Consider the following 20,905-nt stretch of genomic DNA (forward strand, 5'->3'; position numbering starts at 1 on the left):
TTTCGGAGAACGAACATGACAGAACTAACTCAGCGCAGATCAAGACGGCGCGGAGGCGGGCGTGAAGCGCGCGCGGCAGTGCGAACCAGCAACGCGGCCTCACAGGCAATCTGGCCAGGCATTTCGGGTGGGCGGTACAGGCCCTTGTCGGACGCAGACATGGTGCGCATTCACGAGGCTGCCCTCACCATTCTGGAACGCACAGGTGTTGGGGACCCCACACAAGAAGTCCTTGATCTCGTGTTGCCCAAGGGGGCGACGGTGAACGATCACGGAAGGCTGTGCTTTCCGCGCGCTTTGATGGAAGACCTGTTGGCCAAAGCCGCCAGCGAATTTTATGTTCACGCGCGCGGCTCGCGGGCGGGTAAAGACGACATGCATTGCACCAAGGACAAGGTGTATTACGCAAACTCCGGCACTGCAGTGACCACTTTCGACGCGAAAACGCGTAGTTACCGGCCATCAACGCTCAAGGATATTTACGACTTCACCCGTCTGGTAGATCGGCTGGATAACATTCACATGACCGGTGATACGGTTCTGGCGACGGATGTACCGCAGGATTACGAGCATGACATGAGCATGCTTTACGCCATCTTGGCGGGCAGCGAAAAACCATCTTGTCTGACATTTCGCACGCGCGAGCACATTAAAGATGCGATCCATCTGTTCGATCTGGCGTCGGGCGGAGAGGGTAAGTTCCTTGAAAAGCCTTCGGTCATTTTTGGTGGCTGCCCCATCGTATCCCCGCTCCGGTTCGGGCGGGAAAACCTGGAAATCCTGATTGATACGGCGAAGATGGGGCTGGTGTGCGATCTTGCCGTGCCGCCGCAAGCTGGGGCTACGTCTCCTGCGCCGTTGGCTGGTACGTTGGCGCAGGCGGTGGCTGAGACCCTGTCATGTGTCGCCATTGCCAACCTGATCAACCCAGGGACACCGGTCGTCTTTGCGGCTTGGCCATTTATCACCGACCTGCGTACCGGCTCGTTTACGGGTGGCAGCGGCGAACAGGCGTTGATTTCGGCTGCGGCCATCCAGATGGGCAATTTCTATAACCTGCCGACTAGCGTTGGGTGCGGCATGACGGATTCCAAAATCCCGGATGCGCAATACGGTTTGGAAAAGGCGCTGACCTTTGCCTTGGCGGCCCATGCAGGAGCCAACAGGCTCTGCGAGTTTGGTGGTATGCTTGGCAGTCTGATGGGCTGTAGTTTTGAATCCATGGTCATCGACAACGAGGCTGCGGGCATGATCTCGCGAACGGTGCGCGGGATCGAGGTGAGCGACGATACGCTTTCGGTCGACGTCATACATGAATGTGCCATCGATCCCGGTCATTTCCTCGGCAATGCACAAACCTTGCAATACATGGAGACCGAGTACGTCTATCCAACCCTATTAGACAGGGAATTGACGGACACTTGGGAGAAGGCCGGACGTCAGGACATGTTTGATCGCAGCCGTGCTGTCGTCGAAGACATATTGACCAATCACTATCCAAATTACTTTGGTGGCAAAGCGGATGAGGAAGCCCGGTCCAGGTTCCCGATCAAGCTGCCACCTGAAGCGATGCGCGCTGGGTGAACAGTCAAGACTACGAAGGCAGCGCAACTGATCTGGATGCGATGCCTCAACATGCCGAAACCTAAGATTTGAACGCGCCTTGGCGTGTCAGTTCTTCTGTTGTGAGCCGGATGCCTTTTTCAAGAATATCGAACATCTGGTTCAACTCGTCGTCGGTGATAATCAGAGGCGGTGAAAACACACACATATTGATGATCGGCCGCAGGATCAGCCCGTTCTCCTGACAATGCCGATCAATCAACGCACCAACTGACTTATCCAGATCCAATTGGTTTTCTGCGTTGGCGTCGGCAACACACTCGACGCAACCTACCAGCCCCATACCTCGTGCATCACCAACGAGTGGCAGTTCTGCCAGGGCCTGAAGACGCTCTTCGAACAGAGGCGTGATCGCACGGACATGTTCCAGAACACGGTCGCGCTCCATGATTTCGATGGTTTTCAAGCCTGCCGCCGCACTTACCGGATGGCCCGAATATGTAAAGCCGTTTGAAAACGTAGCGTCTTGCGCGTTGCCGCCGCTTACATCAGCAATCAGCCGATCAGAGATTATGCAGGCCCCCATCGGTACATATCCGGACGTCATTCCCTTGGCACAGGTGATGATGTCGGGTTGAATTCCAAAGACAGATTCGGACGCAAACCAATGCCCGAGCCGCCCGAACCCAGTTACGACCTCGTCTGAAATATACAGGACATCGTACTTCCGACAGATTTCATGACAGCGTTTGTGATACCCCTGAGGAGGAACAATAACACCGCCAGAGCACAGGATCGGTTCGGCAATGAAAGCCGCGATCTTGTCTGGTCCGGTTTCTACGATCATGTTCTCTAGATCAGCGATTTTCTCATCTAGAAAATCCTCAACCGTCTGACCGGGGCGACGCGTGTACGGATTCACGTTCGGCAGAAAACGCGTCAGGTGAGAGGCCTGATCAAGCCATCCTTTGTCGCGCTCTTTCCCGGATACCGAAGCCGCCAAATAAGTCGATCCGTGATAGGCTTTCTGGCGCGAAATCACGATTTTCTTTTCAGGTTTGCCCAGCAAGTTGTTGCGGAACTGCACGAAACGCAGTGCGCTATCAACGGCTGTTGAGCCACCGGTTGTGAAGAACACATGGTTTAAGTCGCCCGGCGTTCTCTTGGCGATTTCATGTGCCAGTCGGGCCGGGGCTGAGTTGGTATTATTGAAAGGCGAAAAATACGCCATTTCCTTTGCCTGCTGGGCCATCGCGTCGGCAATCTCGGTGTTTCCATAGCCCAATTGAACACACCACATCCCGGCAGGGCCATCTATCAGGCGCTTTCCGTCCTCTGTCACAACATGAACGCCAAGGCCACTTTCGGCAAAGGTTCGTTCGTTAGTCCCCAGGTGCGACATCCCCTCCCAAGGGTGCAGGAAGTGTTCGTTGTCCCACTTGCGTACAGATTGAAAGTCAGAGTTCAAAAGGGTCATGTGGCACCTGTATGAAACATTTATCACAAAATGAACAAACGTTCATACATTGTCAATCCTTGTATTTTCGCTCTGCAAGATGCGAGAAGACAAAAGTGAGAGCGCCAGTGAAGGACAAATACGATTACACTTGAACCCGATACCCCAACCAGCGCCAGAGATCTGAGTAAGCTGCAGAACCGAAAACAACTGATCCAAGCGGCTGCTGAAGCCATCCATAAATATGGAATTCGAGGAACGACCTCGGCGAGAATTCAGGAATTGTCAGGATTGTCGCGAGGAATGGTGAACCTCCACTTCGGCTCCAAGGAGAAGCTGCTGCTTGCCGTGGCCGAGGACCTGTCGGCCCGTTATGCTGGGCAATGGATGGCAATTGCGGACAATCCCACATTAGGCCCTGCTGAAAAGCTGGTCTCTGTCATCAAGGCGGATTTCGATCCCTTCGTCCTTAACGCGCGGGACGTGGCGATCTGGTTTTCGTTTCGCGCTGAAGCGCTCTCGAATCCACACATATTTCCTTATATCGACTCACGAGACAGAGCTTTCCGCGCTGCGATCCTCAAACTGTTGGAGCAAATTAAAGTTGAAGGTGCATACGATGACGTAGACGCCAAACTTGCAACAGACGCATTGATTGCTTTGCTGGAAGGGCTCTGGACCGATTATCATTTGCACTCAGATATCTTCAAACCCGCAGAAGCTTTGAACGTCTGTCAGTATGTCCTTCAGTCGTTGTTCCCGAAACATTTTGGCTCCCGGTCGATCAACAAGTGAACCTGGTTGAAAAAACTTGGTCTCAAAACTGATTTCTTAAATTTAGGCGCTCACACATAAAGGTTGACCTCTGGGCGATAACTTGTTGATTTCATTCGCGTGCTGGTTCTGCATCCATCGGTCACGTGTTGGTTGGCCGACAAAAATGCCATAGGCAGTCTGATATTTCGGTGTCGAATTGGAAGATGCCCTATCCATTTATGCTGCCGTGAAAGTCAGGTAATCTGGTCCAAATTTCTGTTTCTCCAAGCCGCAATACGCTGTTGGTCGCGTTCTTCGTATTCAGTCAAGGCTTCACTTACGGCCCGATTCACCAGATTTTCCCGATCTTCTCCTAAATCAGTCATGCGCATAGTGAACCAGGCAGTCATGCCGCCAGGCGGTAACGTGGTGAAGCGAGGGAAGGCAGGATCATTCTCACCTACCTGCCAGGTTTTTGGGAGGGATGGATCAAGAACCAACCCCCGTGCCACACCCACGACGTCCACAGCCTTTGTGCGGATGGCTGCCTCAGCCTCATCACGCCGCTTGAATCCGCCTGTCGCCATTAGCGGGATTGACGTCAGATGACGCGCAGCTCGGGCAAATTGAACAAAGTATGGCCCAGTGCCTGCGCGCTCCGAACTGGACAGCGCGCCGGGAAAATAGGTGCCTCCGCTTATGTCCAGAAGGTCGACACCCTTGCCGTCAAGCTCTGCTACAACCTTGAGGGCATCCTCCTCAGTCAGCCCGCCGTCAAGCTGATCGGTCGCATTGAGTTTTACTGCAACCACAAGATTGGGAGGAACCACCGCCCGGACGGCTTCAACCGTTTCGATCAGCAATCGCATCCTTCCCTGTATCGAACCGCCATAAGCGTCGGTTCGATGATTGAAGAGTGGGGACAGAAACTGGCTTAGAAGAAAGCCGTGTGCAGCGTGAATCTGCACCCCGCCAAACCCCAATTTTGCCGCATGCTTTGCGGTTTGGGCAAAACTATTTGGCACTGTCAGAATCTCGGCAAGAGACATGGCTTTGCTGCGAAAATCCGGGAATTCAATTTCGCTTGGTCCACTGGGTTCGCCGATCGGCAGATGAGCCAGTGCCCCGGCATGCCCAAGCTGCAACCAGAGTTGCGCGTCATTTGCAGCCCCGCGCCGGGCCAATTCTCGAAACGCCGACACATTGGCCTCGTCGTCCAAAAGCAGGTTGCCTGGTTTCTCGGGATATCGCGGATCTCCCTGGACTTCTCCGACAATTGATGCGGCCACCCCACCTTCAGCCCAGCGTTCATACAACCGCATTTGCGTGGCGGTCGGGTTACCTTGACCATCCCCCAGAGAGTCCGACATTGCTGATTTGATGATCCGGTTTTTCAGAACGCGTCCGTTTGGCAGGGTCAGAGGTGTGAACAGAGCTGGGTTCGATGTTGTCTGCAAAGCATGTCTCCTTGGTGTGCCTGTGTTTATTTGAGATAAATTGGATGGCATGCGGCTTAAATTAGGTATCTAGGATCAAAAGCTGATAGTTATTGGAACAAATGATACAGAGAACCGAACTGGAAATTTTTCTGGCCGTTGTCGATCACGGTAGTTTTTCGGCTGCGGCTAGAACACTGGGGTACACCCCCTCTGCCATTGGCAAGAGGGTGCATCAGCTAGAACAGCGGTTGCAGGTTCCGCTTCTTGTCCGCTCGACTCGGCGGATGACTTTGACAACCGCGGGCCGACAATATGTCGAGGAAGCGCGGGATATTTTTGCCCGATTGACGGCTTTGGAAGAAGATATCTCCGACAATGCAGATACGCTGCGCGGTACGAGACGCCTGACAAGTTCGGCCGCCCTCGGTCGCATACACGTCATCCCTATGGTCATCGAGTTCATGGAGCGCCACCCCGAGGTCGAGATTGAGCTGTTGTTGACGGATAAGGTCATCGACCTGATCGGAGACGGCTATGATCTGGCCATTCGCAGTGGCGTCTTGCCCGATTCCTCTCTTGTTTCGCGCAAAGTGATGAGCAATCCACGTATGCCTTGTGCTGCACCGGCGTATCTTGAGCGGCATGGTTTTCCTGAAAAGCCCGAAGACCTCTCAGCGCATAGATGTCTGCGCTTGGGACAAGAACGGCAGCTTTCAGACTGGGGCTTTGCTCAAACACAAGGGGTCATAGCGCGGCTTGGGGGTGGGTTTGCATGCAACAGCCTTGAAGCACTTCATGCGGCGTGCTGCGCGGGGCGTGGCATTGCCTGGTTGCCGAAGTTTCTTATTTCCAATGACCTGCTGCATGGGCGTCTGGTGCCGGTGCTCGAGGGCTACTCATCGTCCGACGCAGGTGGCGGCATTTTCATTCTGCGCCCGGAAACGGCTTTCCTGCCGCATCGGATGCGTACATTGATTGATTTCGTGGCGGAACGTTTCGCTAAGGTCACGTACGATTGAGTAAAAGGACGTTCGGTACTTTCTTACTGCAGCTCAATCACTTAAAGGCTGAAACGTCCCTTGTGACTGACACCTGTGAGATACGTGGCAAAAGTCTGATCACCAACTCAGGGACAGGATCGGCTATTGCGATTTCGGTTTGCGCGGACGCTGACGCGCGGCTTCATGCACAATACTTAGGCTACGATACCTGCGAACCGTTCGACGGCCCAATAGACGGCAATGACTGAAATTGCGCCTGCAGTAATATTTCGAGCACCGGCCCAAACGCGCGCCGGCCTGTTTCTGAGATAGATGACCACTGGCCAAGCCAGCAGAACGATCATCAACTGTCCAATTTCCACTCCGACGTTGAAGGCCAGCAGGCTTTGCCAGACATTGCTGGCATCGACCTGCAAAATCTCTCGCAACATGAATGAAAAGCCAAATCCATGCAGCAGTCCGACACAGGCGGTCACGCCGGCTGCCGCAAGGGCGGGCCGAGCGCGTTCGGGTTTTTGGAACACAGCATCTGCGGCGGCCAAAATGATTGTGGCGGCTATGGCCGTTTCCACGGCTGGAATGAACCAGGGGGCTGACGGCGCCAGACCGAAGAATCCTAATATCAGAGTCACGCTATGGCCAAGCGTAAACCCGGTCACACGAGCAAGAAGGGCTTGCAGATTCAATGCTCCGATCACCATGCACAGGACGAACAGGACGTGGTCAATGCCTTCGACAATGTGACGGATACCTTCGACGATAAAAGTACTGGCGGCGGAGGTCACAGTCCCCGAGATCTCAACCGGTTTGGCAAGTAACCCGGTCGCCCGGTAGGTGCGGGTGTTGCCCTCATGATAATCGAGGATCAGGTTCGCGGTTTCCTCCTGCCCCGGCAGGCCGGGATCGGACAGCATGCGCAGCGTGTAGGTGGTGCCAATGTCGGGGAACCGCAGCGCGACATCCACAACTGCGTCTCCTACATAGGTTGGACGCGCGTCTTCGGCAAAACGGGTGGGATTGGCCAAGGCTTCCAGCGCTTCGCCTTTGGTTGCAAATCCTGGTTCCGTCCCAAGGGGATACACGTTCAGGGCAACAGCTTCTCCTGACAGTCTGGTGCCATCCGAATGCACAACTAACTCATCGAGGACAATCCGGGCGAGGCCCAGGGGGTCATGGTTAATCGCATTAGGATCAACCATATGCATCAGCGCACCATCCTGAATTTCATTCACCGTGAATGGTGCTGGGGTAGGAAGGCCATCTCCGTCTGCAGGACCGACCTTGTCCGCAACCACATAGGCCATAGGGGTGCGCAACAGGATGGTTAGACCGTTCTGATCATGCACTACATGGAACACGCGGACATTCTGATTCAGGTTGAAATGCGCATACGCGCAACCTGTGGAAAAGAAAATTACCGCCGAAAGGCAGGCGAGTAGTCGTAGTTTCAGGCGGTCCATCTTGTCACCCTTCTTTTTGCGCCGTCAGTACAGTCAACCCGTCCAGCAACCACTGGTCGCCGTCCCGGGACAGATTGAGTAACCCGCGAAACCTTACGGCCTGACGATGGAGATGCCCCCAGTGGCTACCACTGACCTGAGCCTTCCAGTTGGCGAGAACCCGGTGTTTGTTATTCACTTCACCTGCCGTGAAATCCTCGACCTGCAGGTCCAGGATGTCGTCTGTGCGAGCCATCGCCCCTGATGGCAAGGTCACCGACAGACCGCGCCGGATTTCCGTGCGCACATCCTTTTGATGCGCTTGGTCGACAAATGGTTCGAGCGCTTTTGTCAGGGCCTCTTCGCGCGGCTCGAGCATGGCCAGACTGACATTATCCAGAAGGGCCTGAACAACCTGATGTGTTGCGATCTCGTCTAATTGAGGCGCTGACAGGAACGGCACCGGGTGTTTGAGCGGGAGGGTTACGAACGCTGCTGCGGTAAATGCACCAACCATTGCGATCAGCACCGTGCGCACCGCGGATCTGCTGCGCCAGACGGCGACCAATAAGATCGTTGCGATCATCCCCAATCCCAGCGCGACCAAGGGCACCTCCGTCAGTGCTGCGGTTTTTACGACAACGGGGCGTGTTTGCGGATTTTCCCATTTCGTCAGATAGTTGTTCCAGGTCACAGTGGGATCGGATTTGTAGATTTGAGAAGGAACGGACCCAGCGGGATCGCTGAGCGTCACGGGAATGGTGTCCACCCCTGCCGGGAAAAGCTGCCAGTTCATGTCGACTCGATTGGCCAAAGTCTTATTGGGATAGGACAGGACGACCCCCAACAGCATCGTTGTTCGTTCAGCTTCGGCCTGATCCGGCAGGATACGCAGCCCTTCTGGGCCGACGGACAGGCGGGCCACCTGCACTGCGTCCGGGAGAATGGCAGTGCCGTCGATAGTGACCGGGTTCCGCGTGGCGAAGAAGTCAGCCGCCTCGGATTTGATCCCTACCACTTGGTCAGGGGACAGGCGCTGTGCATCTCTGAGGTCCAAATCCGTCCATTCCTCTAAGTCTTTCAGCCGAAAGATCACCTCGTGCCGCACCTCGCGAGGTTCCATCGACAGAAAGGACATGAGGGGGGATTTATGGTGACGGGTCAGGTTTGGGTTCTCGAAAGTGGTAAACCAGGAGTCGTCCCAGTCAGGAAGCATTGTTTCAACCTGCGAGAGGTATCTGTAATCGGTCACCGGCACGCCTGTATGTTCGGCCATCAGTCCGATCGAGGCGAGGGGGAGGCCGTCCGGGCTGAGTGGGGGAGTGAAGGTTATCCGTTCCGGTTGGCCGTGGAAGGGAAACTCCATGTCCACATAGACAACCTCGGAACTGCGGGGGCGCGGGGCAATCACTTTGCTGGCGGTCGTCTGCCGCACTACGCGCGGGCGTACGTCAATTGCGTTGATGACACGATCCAAGGTGACATTATCTGCAGAGACAAGGAAATTCGCGCCAGTGCGTTCCGCCAACGACACGCCCGAGCCATCGTCAGGGGTCACAAAATGCGGGTAGGCGTCGAGGTCGATTTCAAGAATGACGCGTACATGATCATCTTCGACGGAGAGCTCGACAAAATTTGGCGCGGTTTCACCGCCATAGGGCGACACGAGGTCCGCTGAGCCGGGTCTCGCGCCAAGGAGCAGGGCGGTCAGCGCGATATACCAGGTGAAATTTCGGCCGCGCGCGTTAGAAATGAAACGCCACCGCAGCATAGAGGCCATTTTGATCAACGTCATAAGCAAACTCTCCACCTGAACGGTCGGTCGAATAGTCAATTCCATAGAACTGATAACCAAACCGCAGTGATGTGTTTTCCCAGCCTTTCCAGTCGAAGCCGGCCAGCAGCAGATATTGAAGATCGTCACCATTCACTCCGAAGCCGCTCAACTCGGCTCTGCTGGCAAAACTCCATGTGTCATTGAGTTCGACCGCATATCGCAAGGCGACCATCGGCTCGAACCACTCTTCGGTTCCGCCCAGCGTCATGCCGGGGCCGGGGCCCGCGATATCGATTTCCTGTTTCAGGCGGTTCCATTGCACACCCACCGCGGCGTCGAGCGCATATCGCCGCCCCGAGGAATTCACACTATCCGCAAACCGATAAGCCCCTTGAATATTGAAGAATGTCTGCCTGACATCCACATCGACGGATGCGCCGGCAACGGGGAGCGTTCCACTTTCGCCAAGCTTTACGTAATAAACCTCGGAGATTATCCCGAAATCTCCGTTCCAGCCTTCGTAGCGCACCGAAGCCGCGCCCTGAAGGATATCCAGAACTTCGCTCAGGCTCAGGTCCAGATCGACGCTGCTGCCGTCAATTGTTGATGTTCCGGTGGTGATGAGGGGCAGGAACAAATATGGCGTAATCGAATGGCGCCAGGTTCCGTCCTCTGCCTGATCGCGGGACAATGCCTGTGCGCTTGCAGCCTGCGCCGTTGAAAATGCGATTCCGAGGCACAGAATAATACGGGAAGCCAATTTCAATACGTTCCTCATCGTATTTCCCTGAATGCTAAGAAGATGGAAAAGGCGCGGTATCTCATCCGCGCCTATAGTGTGCACTAGGGGTCATTCGTCTCCGGGGTAGGGGAAGTCTTGCCCCAACACTTCGGATGCTTCTTCGTAGATTGGGCGTAAGACATCGTCCACGTCATCGACGCCCCCGAGCGTGAATTCGGAAAACGTCATTGCATCCTGTGGAACACCAGCTTTCTCAGAAAAATTGATCCGGTCTTGCATGTCGGGCGCTTGGGCAGGTGCGGCCAGTGGCGGAGCCCAAGTGCGCTCTTCGGTAGCTGCCATTCGAATAGTGATTTCGTCTTTGGTCACATTCCAGACCATGAAGTCATCGGCAAGGCTTAGAGGGCCATCATAGGTCGAACGGATGCGCTCATAGACGCCATTCGCAGTGTCGTAATCGTTGAAAAAGTGGTAGGCGACTGCCATGCGTGGCTGGATGTCACTCATGACTTTGCCAAAGGCTTCCGGCGCAGTGTGGACCTGCGTGCCGACGAGCAAAGCGGATTCTGGCGTGAATTTCATTTTTGTCACCAATTCCGGCACCGCGATAAAGCACTCGTGGATCGCCAGGTCGGCGTTCTTTGCGTATTCTTTGAACCACTTGTTTGGATAGGTGTCCGAGCTGAAGACGAACTTCAGACCGTTCCACTCCAGCGCATAGCTGACCGAGCCGTCGATAGCGTGGATTGCGGGGAAAGAACGGATTGTCACGCCGTTATTTTCGTAAACCACCTGGTTCTCGCCCTTGTAGTCGAACTCATTGATTTCCAGGCTGTAACCCCGAAAGTCTGTATTGCCAGCTCGCGCGGCGAGGTCCCATGTCAGCATCCGGCGCATGTTTTCCAGCGCGTAGCGCGTTCCCAATTCCTCTACCGGCCCGCTTGGCCCCCAAATTCGAAGCGGTACGTTCCGCCCCATCAGCGCACCACCGATGAATAAGTCATGCAACGCACCGAAATGGTCGGTGTGCAGGTGTCCAATAAAGACCTTGTTCAAATAGTTGTACGGGATTTGCAGCGACGAAATCCGCTCGGCAGACCCCGAGCCGATGTCGAACAGGAATTTGTCACCGTTGCCCAGTTCCACGAGGAAACAGGCAGCCGCTTGCGCGGCGCGTGTTGTAGGCATTCCAGTCCCACATGCGATCACACGCATCTCGTCCTCGGCCAGATCTTCGGTGTTGGGGTAATAAACATCCCGAGGTCGGTCGCGGACATCGGTTGGGGATACCTCTTCGGCTTCCTGCGCTATGGCTGCAGATGGTGCGACGACGTCAATCACGGCCCGGGTGACCGAATGCGGCACGACTGCCCACGCCCCGAAAGCAAGCCCGATTGCGAAAAACTTTCCAAGGTTGGTGAAATCTGAACGATGCGCCATTGTGACTCCTCCTTTGGGCTCGACAGTTCGGCAAGCACCCTGATCAGCGGCGTGTCCGAGAGAACCTGAAACAATCCTGCGCCTTAGCGGGTACGAACGTAAGTGACACACGATGAGTTACGGGGTGACTCACGCGCGATTAGTTGCAAAAATAGGAATATGAACCAGCGCATTGACCAAACCACGGACGATGAGAAACGCGAAGCACTTGGCCGGTTGCTGAACGATGCGCATCTAGATGGCGCTGACCGCCTGCGCGCGTTCCTGAGCTATATCGTTGATGAAGAGCTGGCCGGGCGGGGCGCGGACATTCGTGGCAAGACGATTGCGCAGGATGTTTATGACCGTGATACGTCAGAAGGCACAGACCCCGAGAATGTGGTGCGCGTGGACGCCCGCCGGTTGCGGCAGTTTTTGGAGCTGCACTATGAGGGCGCTGGCAAGGATGATCCCATCCGCCTGCATCTGGACAGTGGCGGCTATCGTCCCCGGTTTGAGGCCGTCCACCCGGCTCGCGAGAGTGGGTTCCCGTTTGTCGGTTCCGGACGTGTCTGGGTGTCAATCGGGGCATTTGCGGTCGGCGCGATTACCGGAGCGATTGTGACAACGGCCCTGATACCCGAAAGTCCAGAAGTGCTACAGCCTCTCTCTGCGGTGCCGGACGGGGAAACCCCGGAATTGTTGCAACGCGCGGCGATTTACGAAAAATCTCCGGCCGCGTTGCAGGCGTTCAATCTGGCCCAGCAGGCGCGGGTGATGATTTTCCCGATCTTTGATCGCCCTCGGCAATTGCTTGTGCTGTCGGTGTTTGAACGCGTGATCGAGATGGATTCCGACTATTACGGCGGATATGCTGGCGCTGCACAGGCTCTGGCTACATTGGCAGTTATCACACCCGTTTCGGACGCCAAATCCGACTATGCGTCGGCCGCAATGGACTTTGCCAACGAAGCCGTTCGGTTGGCCCCGGATCAGGCCTGGAGTCAGTCGGCGAAAAGCTGGGCGTATTTCGCTAATGGTGATTACGAGAACGCCATGATGCTGGGCCAACGTGCTGCAAAGCTTGATCCGAGTGACGGCGCGGTTCTGGATTTCCTGGGGGCGGTTGCATTGTTTTCGGGGGAATTTGAAGAGGCCATCAAGACCGCTGATCGATTTTCCCTGCTGGATTCAAGCAATCAGAGATTTGCCAATCGCAACATATCCGGGGCGGCACATTTCCATTTAGGCGAATACAAAAAAACAATTGAGCGCTTCGAAGAGGCAAAGCAACTTGGTGATCCTCTGAGCGCCCCTTCGTTGGCCTACGTTACCGCTGCGCTTTCTTCCCTGGGTCGGGATCGCGAAGCTCGCGCAAAGCTTGAGGAGTTGCAGCGCGCATGGCCGGATGCGCCATTAGATCGGATGCTGAAGAGTATCCATCGAGAGGACCGCCATGCCCTGGAAGTCATCGATAAACTTATCGATCTGGGTTGGTCTGGCCCCGCACAGTAAGGCGACGCTGATCAGCAAAACGGCTACAATTCCTTGTTGACGGATGGATTGATCTGGGGCACATCGATTTTCAGATGGTTCCCGAAGGTGTGCCCAAGGGATGAAAAGGGAATACGGTGCGGTTCGCCTCCTGGCGCCAAGTCCGTAACTGCCCCCGCAACTGTAAGCGGTGAGCGACGCCACACAACCACTGGTCCAAGGGACCGGGAAGGATGGCCAAGCATCGACCCGCAAGTCAGGAGACCTGCCATCATGTGTTAAACCAACCCAGGACGGGGCGTCCTGGAAGGAGGCAATGATGGCACGTCTGACACGTGTGAACATGACTGACACCCTCGGTCCGCGTTTGGTTTCAAGCGGAGCGGACAATGTCGGGCCTAGCTGATCACTTCATCCTCAGTTGTAACGCCCGCAGCTGCGCGGCGTTCTGGAAAGTAGTTAAAATTAATGAAGTTATGTTATAACATTGCAATCTATTTTACCCAAAAGTAAACGGTACGCATGATGCCAAAAAAATCTGAACACTTCCTACTTGTCTGTACGACCTGCAAAGGAGGCAATTGCGCCGAATGGATGACTCGCGCGCTAGCACAGAGGCTGCCGGACGAGTTTGCGATCCGAAATGTCGATTGCATGGCAGGTTGCGCGCAGCCAACGACGGTTGGATTTCAGGCCGTCGGCAAAGCGCAGTATTTGTTCGGCGACATTCAAACCTCGCGTGATGTGGATGCTCTGGCCGAGTTTGCTCATCAGTATAAAAATAGCGCGGATGGCTGGACCAATGCCACCGAGCGACCGCGCGCGCTGATTTCAAAGACCCTTTCTCGGTTGCCTTGTATCCAATTGGAGGAGTCGGGATGACAACCTCTGCGTTTCTTGTTGCGCGTGACCTCGAATATTATGCGCTGAACGGTGACGTCCTGTTGCAAGGCGCTTCCTTTAACTTGGATGAGGGTTCGATTCTGGCGATTGCCGGGCCCAATGGGGCGGGCAAGACCACTTTGATGAATCTACTCTGCGGGGTTGCTGATCTGGTTTTGGGTGACGTACTGGTCAATGGCCGCAACCTCCGGAACCTGTCGGCAGCGGAACGGGCCCGGACGATTGCAGTAGTGAGCCAGCAGGAGCTGCCGGATGGCAGGCTGCTGCTGCGGGATTATGTTGCCCTTGGGCAGATTCCGATAAGGGCGGATCGCTCCATGCAAGAGCACTCGCGCGAACTGGATAGAATTCTGGATCTGACGGCACTCTCTGGGCTGGCGAATAAGCGTATGACGGTGTTGTCTGGCGGGGAACGTCAGCGGGCGCATATCGCCCGGGCGTTGGCGCAGAATCCGTCGCTGCTGTTTCTGGACGAACCCACAAATCACTTGGACCCGGATGCTAAGGGGCGAATGCTGTCACTGGTCGCCGACCTTGGCATTACCGTTGTGATGATTGTCCACGATCTGGTGATGATCCCCGAATTCGCAACCCATGTTGCGCTGATGAAGTCCGCCCGCCTGACCGGTTTCGGCCCGGTGAACGAGGTGCTGACATCCGAACGGGTACGCGACACGTTTGGCGTCGATTACTTGAGCTTTCACCACGAAGGCCGCGTGATCCCAGCGCTGGATATCCGAAAAACTAACGTTTCATCCTAACAAGAGGAATATTTCAAAATGAAACACATCTGGTCCGTGGCGGTGGTCACAGCCATGGCAGGCAGCGCGTCCGCGCATGAGGTTACAGTCGACAATTGCGGCGAGCCGCTGGTGTTTGAAACCCAGCCCGAGCGTCTGGTTGTGCATGACATGAACATGACCGACATGGCCTTTGCACTAGGTCTGCAGGACAAGATCGTCGGTCTGACGGGCATCACTGGCTGGTACAAGACAAGCCCCGAGTTTGACACGCTGCGTGGCGATATCCCCGAGCTTGCACCGAAATACCCAACGGTCGAAAATCTGGTCGCGGTTGAGCCCGACCTGTTCTTTGCTGGCTGGTATTACGGCATGAAACCGGGCGGCGACGTGACCCCGGATACGCTGGAACCTTTCGGCATCAAGACCATGATCCTGACCGAAAGCTGCGTGCATCTGGACAAGAACCGGCCCGAAGCCAGCATGGATCTGCTGTTTGACGACGTGTTGCGACTGGGCAAAGTCATGCATGTCGAGGACAAGGCCGAGGAACTGGTGACCGGCTGGAAAGAGGAACTGGCCGCCATTGAGGCGCAGACAACCCACCTGCCCAAACCCCGCGTATTCCTTTTGGACGGTCCGGCGGATGCGCCGTTCACCGCGGGCAAATTCGCGATCCCTGACGCCATGATCGCCGCCGCAGGGGGCGAAAATGTCACGCATGACATGGACACCAGCTGGGGCCGGACCTCGTGGGAGGCCGTGGCTGCTGCAAACCCGGAATTTCTGGTGTTGCTCGACTATCAGACCGGTAATGGCGCAGAAGATACGTTCAAGTTCCTGCAGGAACACCCGGTGATGTCCCAGACCGACGCCGTCAAGAATGAACGGTGGATTGGCCTGCGTTACGAGGAGTTGACGCCGGGACCGGCAAATATCGAGGCGATCGCGAAAATGGTTCAGGCCATGCATCCGGGCATTAACTGATATGGGCCGACTTGGCCTGACACTTTTGCTGGGGGCGGTCGTTCTGACCGCCCTTTTGCTGATTTCGACGATCTACGGCACAACTTCCATTCCCCTGTCCGAAACGATTAGGGCGATCGCCTTGGGCACAGGGTTGTCGAGCGGAGAGATGTCACCGCTGCATCGGATCGTGTTTGACCTGCGCCTACCGCGTGCTTTGTTCGCGGCAGTGATCGGTGCCGGGTTAGGGATTGTTGGCGTCGTTCTGCAAACCACCACCCGCAACGATCTGGCCGACCCGTTTCTGTTTGGTTTGTCATCGGGCGCTGCGGCCGGGGCTGTATTCGTCATCACTGTAACCGGGGATGTCTTGGGCTTCTGGACCCTGCCTTTGGCTGCGTTTTGCGGGGGGCTTGTCGCATCCGGGATTGTTCTGGCGCTGGTGCACGGGCTGCGCACAAGTGCGCCCGAGAAACTGATCCTTGCGGGCCTTGCGGTCTCGTTTCTGTTTTCAGCGATCACCAACTACTTGATCTTCGCAGGCGACAACCGCGCCGCTCATTCCGTTATCTTCTGGATGCTCGGGGGACTGGGGCTGGCCCGTTGGGAAACCTTCCCGCTGGTCTGTGTCGGGTTGCTGCTGGTCCTGTCTTATTCGCTTTATCGCAGCCGGTGGCTTGATGCCTTGCTGACCGGAGACCTGACCGCCTCGACATTGGGTGTGCCGGTGCAGGGGTTGCGGTTCAGCATGTTCTTTGTGGCAGCTCTTGCGACCGCGGTGTTTGTTTCGGTGGCTGGCGTGATCGGCTTTGTCGGCCTGATGGTACCCCATATTGCCCGCGGTATTGCCGGGCCGTTGCACAGCCAGCTGTTGCCGACCGCTGCGATTGTGGGCGCGGCATTGTTGACGGGCTCGGACATCCTCAGCCGGTTGCTGTTGGCCCCGCAGGAGTTGCCGGTCGGGATAGTCACCACTTCCATAGGGTCCGTGTTTGTTTTCCTGTTGCTGTTCCGAACGGCAAAAACCCAGCGGTAGATGTGCTCAGCCCGTTGACTGGCGTTTGCGGCTTTGATGGCTGAACATCAGTTGGGTTGATTGGAAATCTGACCGGAAGTCTGCTGCCCTGCCGGGCAAGGTGGAAAAGAACCTCGACAGCCCGGGCTCGATTTGCCCTGACAGCGCCGCGCAGTCCTTGCATATCTGTTCGATCAGAGCATGAGGCTGACGGTCTCGGATGGCAGCAATTAACTTCTTGTGGGTGGCTTCAAGATTTTGGAATGCGGGCGACTTCAGCACATTTTGATCCCCCACTAAAACAAAAACCGGTTCTGGTTCGGTTCGCCCCTTGAGATCCACGTATCCGGCTTCGAGCACAGCCATATCCTGTCTGATTTTTTCGAAAACCGAGTTGGAAACAAGAACGTCATAGTCGACATGACGGCAACTTTGTTCGATTCGCGCGGCGACATTCACCACGTCACCGATCACGGTGTAGTTGAACCGACGTTTGGAGCCGATGTTGCCAACACAGGCCTGGCCGGTGGCGCATCCTGTCGCCAGTGCGATCGGTGGCCGATCCCGCATCACGTCCGAGGCATTGAAGTCCACCAGTGCCTGCCGCATCAGCAACGCCGCCTGCGCAGCGCGGCACGGGTGATCTTCGACCGGCAGGGGCGCGTTCCAAAATGCCATTACCGCATCACCGATAAACTTATCGATGGTCCCCCGCTCTTGCAGAATCCGGTCTCCGATTTGGGAAAACAATTGGTTCAGCAAGGTGACAAGATCGGTGGCTGACACCGACTCGGACAGCGGCGTAAACCCCCGGATATCCGAGAACATCACGGTGATTTCTTGCGTTTCGCCACCCAGTTGTAGCTGGTGCCCCGATATCTCCATTTCGTCCAGAATTTCCGGTGCGACATAGTGTGAGAATATTTGCCGGATCGCACGTTTTTCTCGCTCGGTCGAAATGAACAGATAGCCCGCCAACAATCCAAAATTGGCCATACCGCCCATCAAAGGAAATGTGACATCGAACAGGACGAGTTGGTTTCGAAAGGCCAGCCAACTGATCCCGAGAACAACAGCAGCAGAAACACCGCCCGCAACGAACGAAGCGACCGCGCCGAACCTTGCCATGACACCGGTAACCACGACCCCAAGAATGACAAAAGACAGCAGTTCCAGCGCTGCGGTCACATCTGAACGGCTGAGCATTTCCCCTGTCATGATCTGTTCAAGGACTTGTGCATGGATCGAGACGCCCGGGACAGCTTCACCCAAAGCGGTCTGATGCATGTCGAACAAACCCGCGGCCGATGTACCGACCAATATAATCCTGCCTTCTATTTCCGAGCGTAAATCCGCGTTTTCCTGCGGTCGCATAACATCGTCAGCAGACAGATAAAGATCAGAGTTGTCACGCCTGTACCTAACCCAGACCTCGCCGTTTTCCGTAGTAGGCAGTCGGAACCCGCCAACTTCGACCGCAAGCATTATTCCAGCTTCGTCGGGTGTCCCCTCGGCAATGATTATCGAGTCACCCAATGCCACCCTTAGCGCTTCGATGCCAAGGCCGGGCAAAGTCCCGTCCGGCCCTCGCCATAGAATTGGCACTCGACGGACAATACCCGTTCCCCCAAGTGGCGAGACATTGACCCCCCCAATCCCTGCAGCCCCCTGATCAAGCGGGGGTGCGATCGGTGTCCAGTAAGGTACGGTCACCAAACCGGCGGTCGGCGTTTCGCCGATTTCTATAAGCCCTGCCTTTGATGTGACGTGCTGACCCTCGTCTGATATGCGTGCAGCAACGCCAAGAACCACCGGCCATTCGGCAAGTTCCAGCCCAAACACCACATCGTTGTCCAGTTTCTCGGCGTGACTTTCCACTGAAATCACCCCGGAAAGAGAAGGATCTTTCAACAGGCGCGACGGAGAGTACCTGTCTGGTTCCACGAACAACATGTCAAACGCGATAGCTGCCGCGCCGAATTCGCCGAGATTTTCGACCATCTGTGCCATCAGGGTTCTGGGCCACGGCCATTGTCCCCAGTTTGAAAGCGACCGTTCATCTATATCGACGACCCTGATCGGCAAATCCGGATTGTATTCTCGCGGCAAGATGCGTTGAAGGATATCGAAGTAGATCAGTCGCGTCATCCGAACCGGATAGGGGTCAAGAACCCTGATGAAACATCCCACTAGGATCAACGCCAACCCGACAAGTTGAAAGGCGCGTCTTCGCCCAGTTCGTTCTTTGGGCTTTCCGGTCAAGTGGGCCTCCGAATGCCGTGGTGAGACTTGCCTTGGTCTGCACTCCGAAGGCTTTTACCACCACGGCATCGCCTGAATTGATGCCATGACGCGGGGTGGGCGTTTTCAACCGCCACTATTGCCGCCATTTCCGCCGACGCCACCGCTGCCGGCGGTCCCGCCACCAAAATTGCCTCCGGTATTGTTGCCAATCGTGCCGCCGGTTCCGGGTCCGCCACTGCCTGAGCCGCCACCAATGCTACCACCCTGGCCGTCGCTGTCGCCGCTGCCAGCCCCGACATTCCCGCCATTGCCGTTGCCGCTGCTGCCACTGTCCCCGATGTTTCCACCATTGCCGCTGCCGCTGCCTGTGCCGCCTCCAATGTTGCCACCATTACCACTACCGGTGCTGCTTGCCGGGGGATCGGGCTGCTTGCTTCGTGGTTCCGGTGGTGCGCTGGAACTTGGGCTTTCACCTTGCGCCTGCTGCTGGCGGGTGGGTTGTCGAGTTGGCTCGGACCTTTGCGGCGGAACAGGTAGTGTATTTGTCCCGCAGCCACCGAAACTCACCTGCAGCGGAGCCAACAGCTGTTCCTGTGATTGAACAAAGGGGAACCCGGACAGTAGCGCTTTTTCGTATTGATCCTGATCGACAGGGCGACCGACGCCTCCGCCTTGTGTCGTCGCAAACAGGCTGCACTGACGACCTGTGGCCTGGCAGTTTCCGTTCAGGCCGCACATTTCCACCCGACCTTCTAGAACCAGCATGGCGCTTTGCGAACCTGACGCAACCCACATATCAAAAGTTGTGCCCCGTACGGCCATAGTTGCCGTCGGTGTTTTGATGGAATACGCCCGCTTTTTGCTTTTGCCCGAGATAAACCGGAAACTGCCGCCAAGGGCCTGAACGGCAAAATTCTTGGCTTTTCGATTGCCGCGTAACATGGTTACGTCCAGGACCATTTTTGCATTCGGGCCTATTGCGATCTTGGTTTCGTCCACGAAAACCAACTGAACCACACCGCTGCTGTCGGTCGAGATTGAATCCCCCGAAGCAATGTCCATGCCTTCCCGCAAAGGTTGGGATTTACCTGCGCGCGTGATCTCGGCGCCTTGTTTGACACCGATGACCTTTCCGATGTTGGCTAAAGCCAGAGATGGCAAAAGCACGAGAAACCAAATAACGAGTACAGATATAAACCGGGCCAAACCACAATTCCCTTCCCCCAAAGGTACACATTGGGCGCGCTGCGCCCACTGCCCGGTTTGTGCCTCAATAAATCCAGTTTTTTGAATTGCTTGTAAATAAATCCAGACAAATATGCCTTAAAACCCCTGTCTTTGGCAAGTTTTCCGTAAATTTCAGCCGAGCCGTGGGGGAGATTCCATCTTGGTAAGAGAAAGCGCTGTGCGCAATGGACATCAGAGTTCAGTGTGTGCCGCGCCGTAGAAAGAGGTACAGATGGTCGTTGGAAGAAAAATGTCCGAGGCATCGAAAATCGCCTTGTATCCGGTGGACATGCAAGGATATACCGGCCAGCGGAGACGTGGCCGAGTGGTCGAAGGCGCTCCCCTGCTAAGGGAGTAGGCCCGGAAGGGTCTCGAGGGTTCGAATCCCTTCGTCTCCGCCATACACCATTGAATTTGAATGATAGTGTGGGACATCATTGAAAATACCCCACATATTGGCATCCTGAGTGTGTTGGAATGCATTTCGTTGCGACGGATGAATCAGCCAAACTCAGCCCTAGCTCACAGGTCTCTTTGGATATTGGATCGGGGGCAAAAAATAATGGATCCGCAAGTAAATCAAGCTTCACCATTCAAAACAGAGCGATGATTGTAGTGTACGTGTCGTCCTGTGCGGTGTCTCATCTGCGTTCGTTGGCGCAAGTGGCTCAGAACTCGTTGCCGTAGCGACCTAAGGTCGTTGCTATTTGGTAATCGCCACACC

General features: G+C 55.7%; 16 protein-coding genes, 1 tRNA gene and 1 riboswitch. Of the genes, 9 read left to right on the top strand and 8 right to left on the bottom strand.

Annotated elements, in window-relative coordinates:
• The first annotated feature begins 15 nt into the window (after positions 1-15).
• Positions 16-1,584: a trimethylamine methyltransferase family protein gene (locus tag ACR0IY_RS15280; protein WP_480674722.1), complete on the top strand. Its 1,569-nt coding sequence runs from the start codon at positions 16-18 to the stop codon at positions 1,582-1,584.
• Positions 1,585-1,645: 61 nt separating this feature from the next.
• Here the strand turns inward: ACR0IY_RS15280 and ACR0IY_RS15285 are convergent, their stop codons facing one another.
• A complete protein-coding gene (locus ACR0IY_RS15285) occupies positions 1,646-3,040 on the bottom strand; it encodes an aminotransferase (RefSeq protein WP_480674724.1) in 1,395 nt (464 codons plus the stop codon).
• Positions 3,041-3,232: 192 nt separating this feature from the next.
• Between ACR0IY_RS15285 and ACR0IY_RS15290 the strand changes: the two genes are divergently transcribed.
• Positions 3,233-3,814, top strand: coding sequence for a TetR/AcrR family transcriptional regulator (locus tag ACR0IY_RS15290; protein ID WP_480675062.1), 582 nt, complete (start codon positions 3,233-3,235; stop codon positions 3,812-3,814).
• A 215-nt stretch (positions 3,815-4,029) separates the two neighbouring features.
• Here the strand turns inward: ACR0IY_RS15290 and ACR0IY_RS15295 are convergent, their stop codons facing one another.
• The gene (locus ACR0IY_RS15295) at positions 4,030-5,232 is read right to left on the bottom strand and encodes an NADH:flavin oxidoreductase/NADH oxidase family protein (protein ID WP_480674726.1); all 1,203 of its coding nucleotides are present in this window, start codon (positions 5,230-5,232) and stop codon (positions 4,030-4,032) included.
• 101 nt (positions 5,233-5,333) lie between these two features.
• Here ACR0IY_RS15295 and ACR0IY_RS15300 point away from each other — a divergent pair, with 101 nt between their 5' ends.
• Entirely contained in the window at positions 5,334-6,233 is a 900-nt protein-coding gene (locus ACR0IY_RS15300; protein WP_480674728.1) for a LysR family transcriptional regulator, read from the top strand.
• Between the two features lie 176 nt (positions 6,234-6,409).
• Here the strand turns inward: ACR0IY_RS15300 and ACR0IY_RS15305 are convergent, their stop codons facing one another.
• The 4 genes from ACR0IY_RS15305 to gntH form a co-directional block, all read right to left on the bottom strand.
• A complete protein-coding gene (locus ACR0IY_RS15305) occupies positions 6,410-7,675 on the bottom strand; it encodes a HupE/UreJ family protein (RefSeq protein ID WP_480674730.1) in 1,266 nt (421 codons plus the stop codon).
• A 4-nt stretch (positions 7,676-7,679) separates the two neighbouring features.
• On the bottom strand, positions 7,680-9,449 hold the full coding sequence (locus tag ACR0IY_RS15310) for a hypothetical protein (RefSeq protein ID WP_480674732.1): 1,770 nt from the start codon (positions 9,447-9,449) through the stop codon (positions 7,680-7,682).
• Positions 9,400-10,209, bottom strand: coding sequence for a hypothetical protein (locus ACR0IY_RS15315; RefSeq protein WP_480674734.1), 810 nt, complete (start codon positions 10,207-10,209; stop codon positions 9,400-9,402). Before ACR0IY_RS15315 ends, ACR0IY_RS15310 begins: the two co-directional genes overlap by 50 nt.
• 72 nt (positions 10,210-10,281) lie before the next feature.
• Entirely contained in the window at positions 10,282-11,613 is a 1,332-nt protein-coding gene (gene gntH / locus ACR0IY_RS15320; RefSeq protein ID WP_480674736.1) for a guanitoxin biosynthesis MBL fold metallo-hydrolase GntH, read from the bottom strand.
• A 159-nt stretch (positions 11,614-11,772) separates the two neighbouring features.
• On the opposite strand from gntH, the gene ACR0IY_RS15325 reads away from it, so the two are divergent.
• From ACR0IY_RS15325 to ACR0IY_RS15345, 5 genes are all read left to right on the top strand, one after another.
• A complete protein-coding gene (locus tag ACR0IY_RS15325) occupies positions 11,773-13,107 on the top strand; it encodes a tetratricopeptide repeat protein (protein ID WP_480674738.1) in 1,335 nt (444 codons plus the stop codon).
• A gap of 58 nt (positions 13,108-13,165) precedes the next feature.
• Positions 13,166-13,373: riboswitch (cobalamin riboswitch) on the top strand.
• A gap of 307 nt (positions 13,374-13,680) precedes the next feature.
• Positions 13,681-13,968, top strand: a complete 288-nt coding sequence (locus ACR0IY_RS15330; protein WP_480674740.1) for a DUF1636 family protein — start codon at positions 13,681-13,683, stop codon at positions 13,966-13,968.
• Positions 13,965-14,750, top strand: coding sequence for an ABC transporter ATP-binding protein (locus ACR0IY_RS15335; RefSeq protein WP_480674742.1), 786 nt, complete (start codon positions 13,965-13,967; stop codon positions 14,748-14,750). The genes ACR0IY_RS15330 and ACR0IY_RS15335 overlap by 4 nt, the downstream gene beginning before the upstream one ends.
• An 18-nt stretch (positions 14,751-14,768) precedes the next feature.
• On the top strand, positions 14,769-15,716 hold the full coding sequence (locus ACR0IY_RS15340; protein ID WP_480674744.1) for an ABC transporter substrate-binding protein: 948 nt from the start codon (positions 14,769-14,771) through the stop codon (positions 15,714-15,716).
• Between the two features lies 1 nt (position 15,717).
• The gene (locus ACR0IY_RS15345) at positions 15,718-16,731 is read left to right on the top strand and encodes a FecCD family ABC transporter permease (RefSeq protein ID WP_480674746.1); all 1,014 of its coding nucleotides are present in this window, start codon (positions 15,718-15,720) and stop codon (positions 16,729-16,731) included.
• Positions 16,732-16,737: 6 nt separating this feature from the next.
• On the opposite strand, the gene ACR0IY_RS15350 is transcribed toward ACR0IY_RS15345, so the two are convergent.
• Both ACR0IY_RS15350 and ACR0IY_RS15355 read right to left on the bottom strand, forming a co-directional pair.
• Entirely contained in the window at positions 16,738-18,972 is a 2,235-nt protein-coding gene (locus ACR0IY_RS15350) for a CHASE2 domain-containing protein (protein ID WP_480674748.1), read from the bottom strand.
• Between the two features lie 105 nt (positions 18,973-19,077).
• Positions 19,078-20,121 carry a FecR family protein gene (locus ACR0IY_RS15355; protein ID WP_480674750.1) on the bottom strand — a complete coding sequence of 348 codons (1,044 nt, stop codon included), beginning with the start codon at positions 20,119-20,121 and terminating at the stop codon, positions 19,078-19,080.
• Positions 20,122-20,492: 371 nt separating this feature from the next.
• Between ACR0IY_RS15355 and ACR0IY_RS15360 the strand changes: the two genes are divergently transcribed.
• Positions 20,493-20,582 (top strand) — tRNA-Ser (locus ACR0IY_RS15360).
• Positions 20,583-20,905 lie beyond the last annotated feature (323 nt).

The organism is Ruegeria sp. BC1 (genome assembly GCF_056539305.1).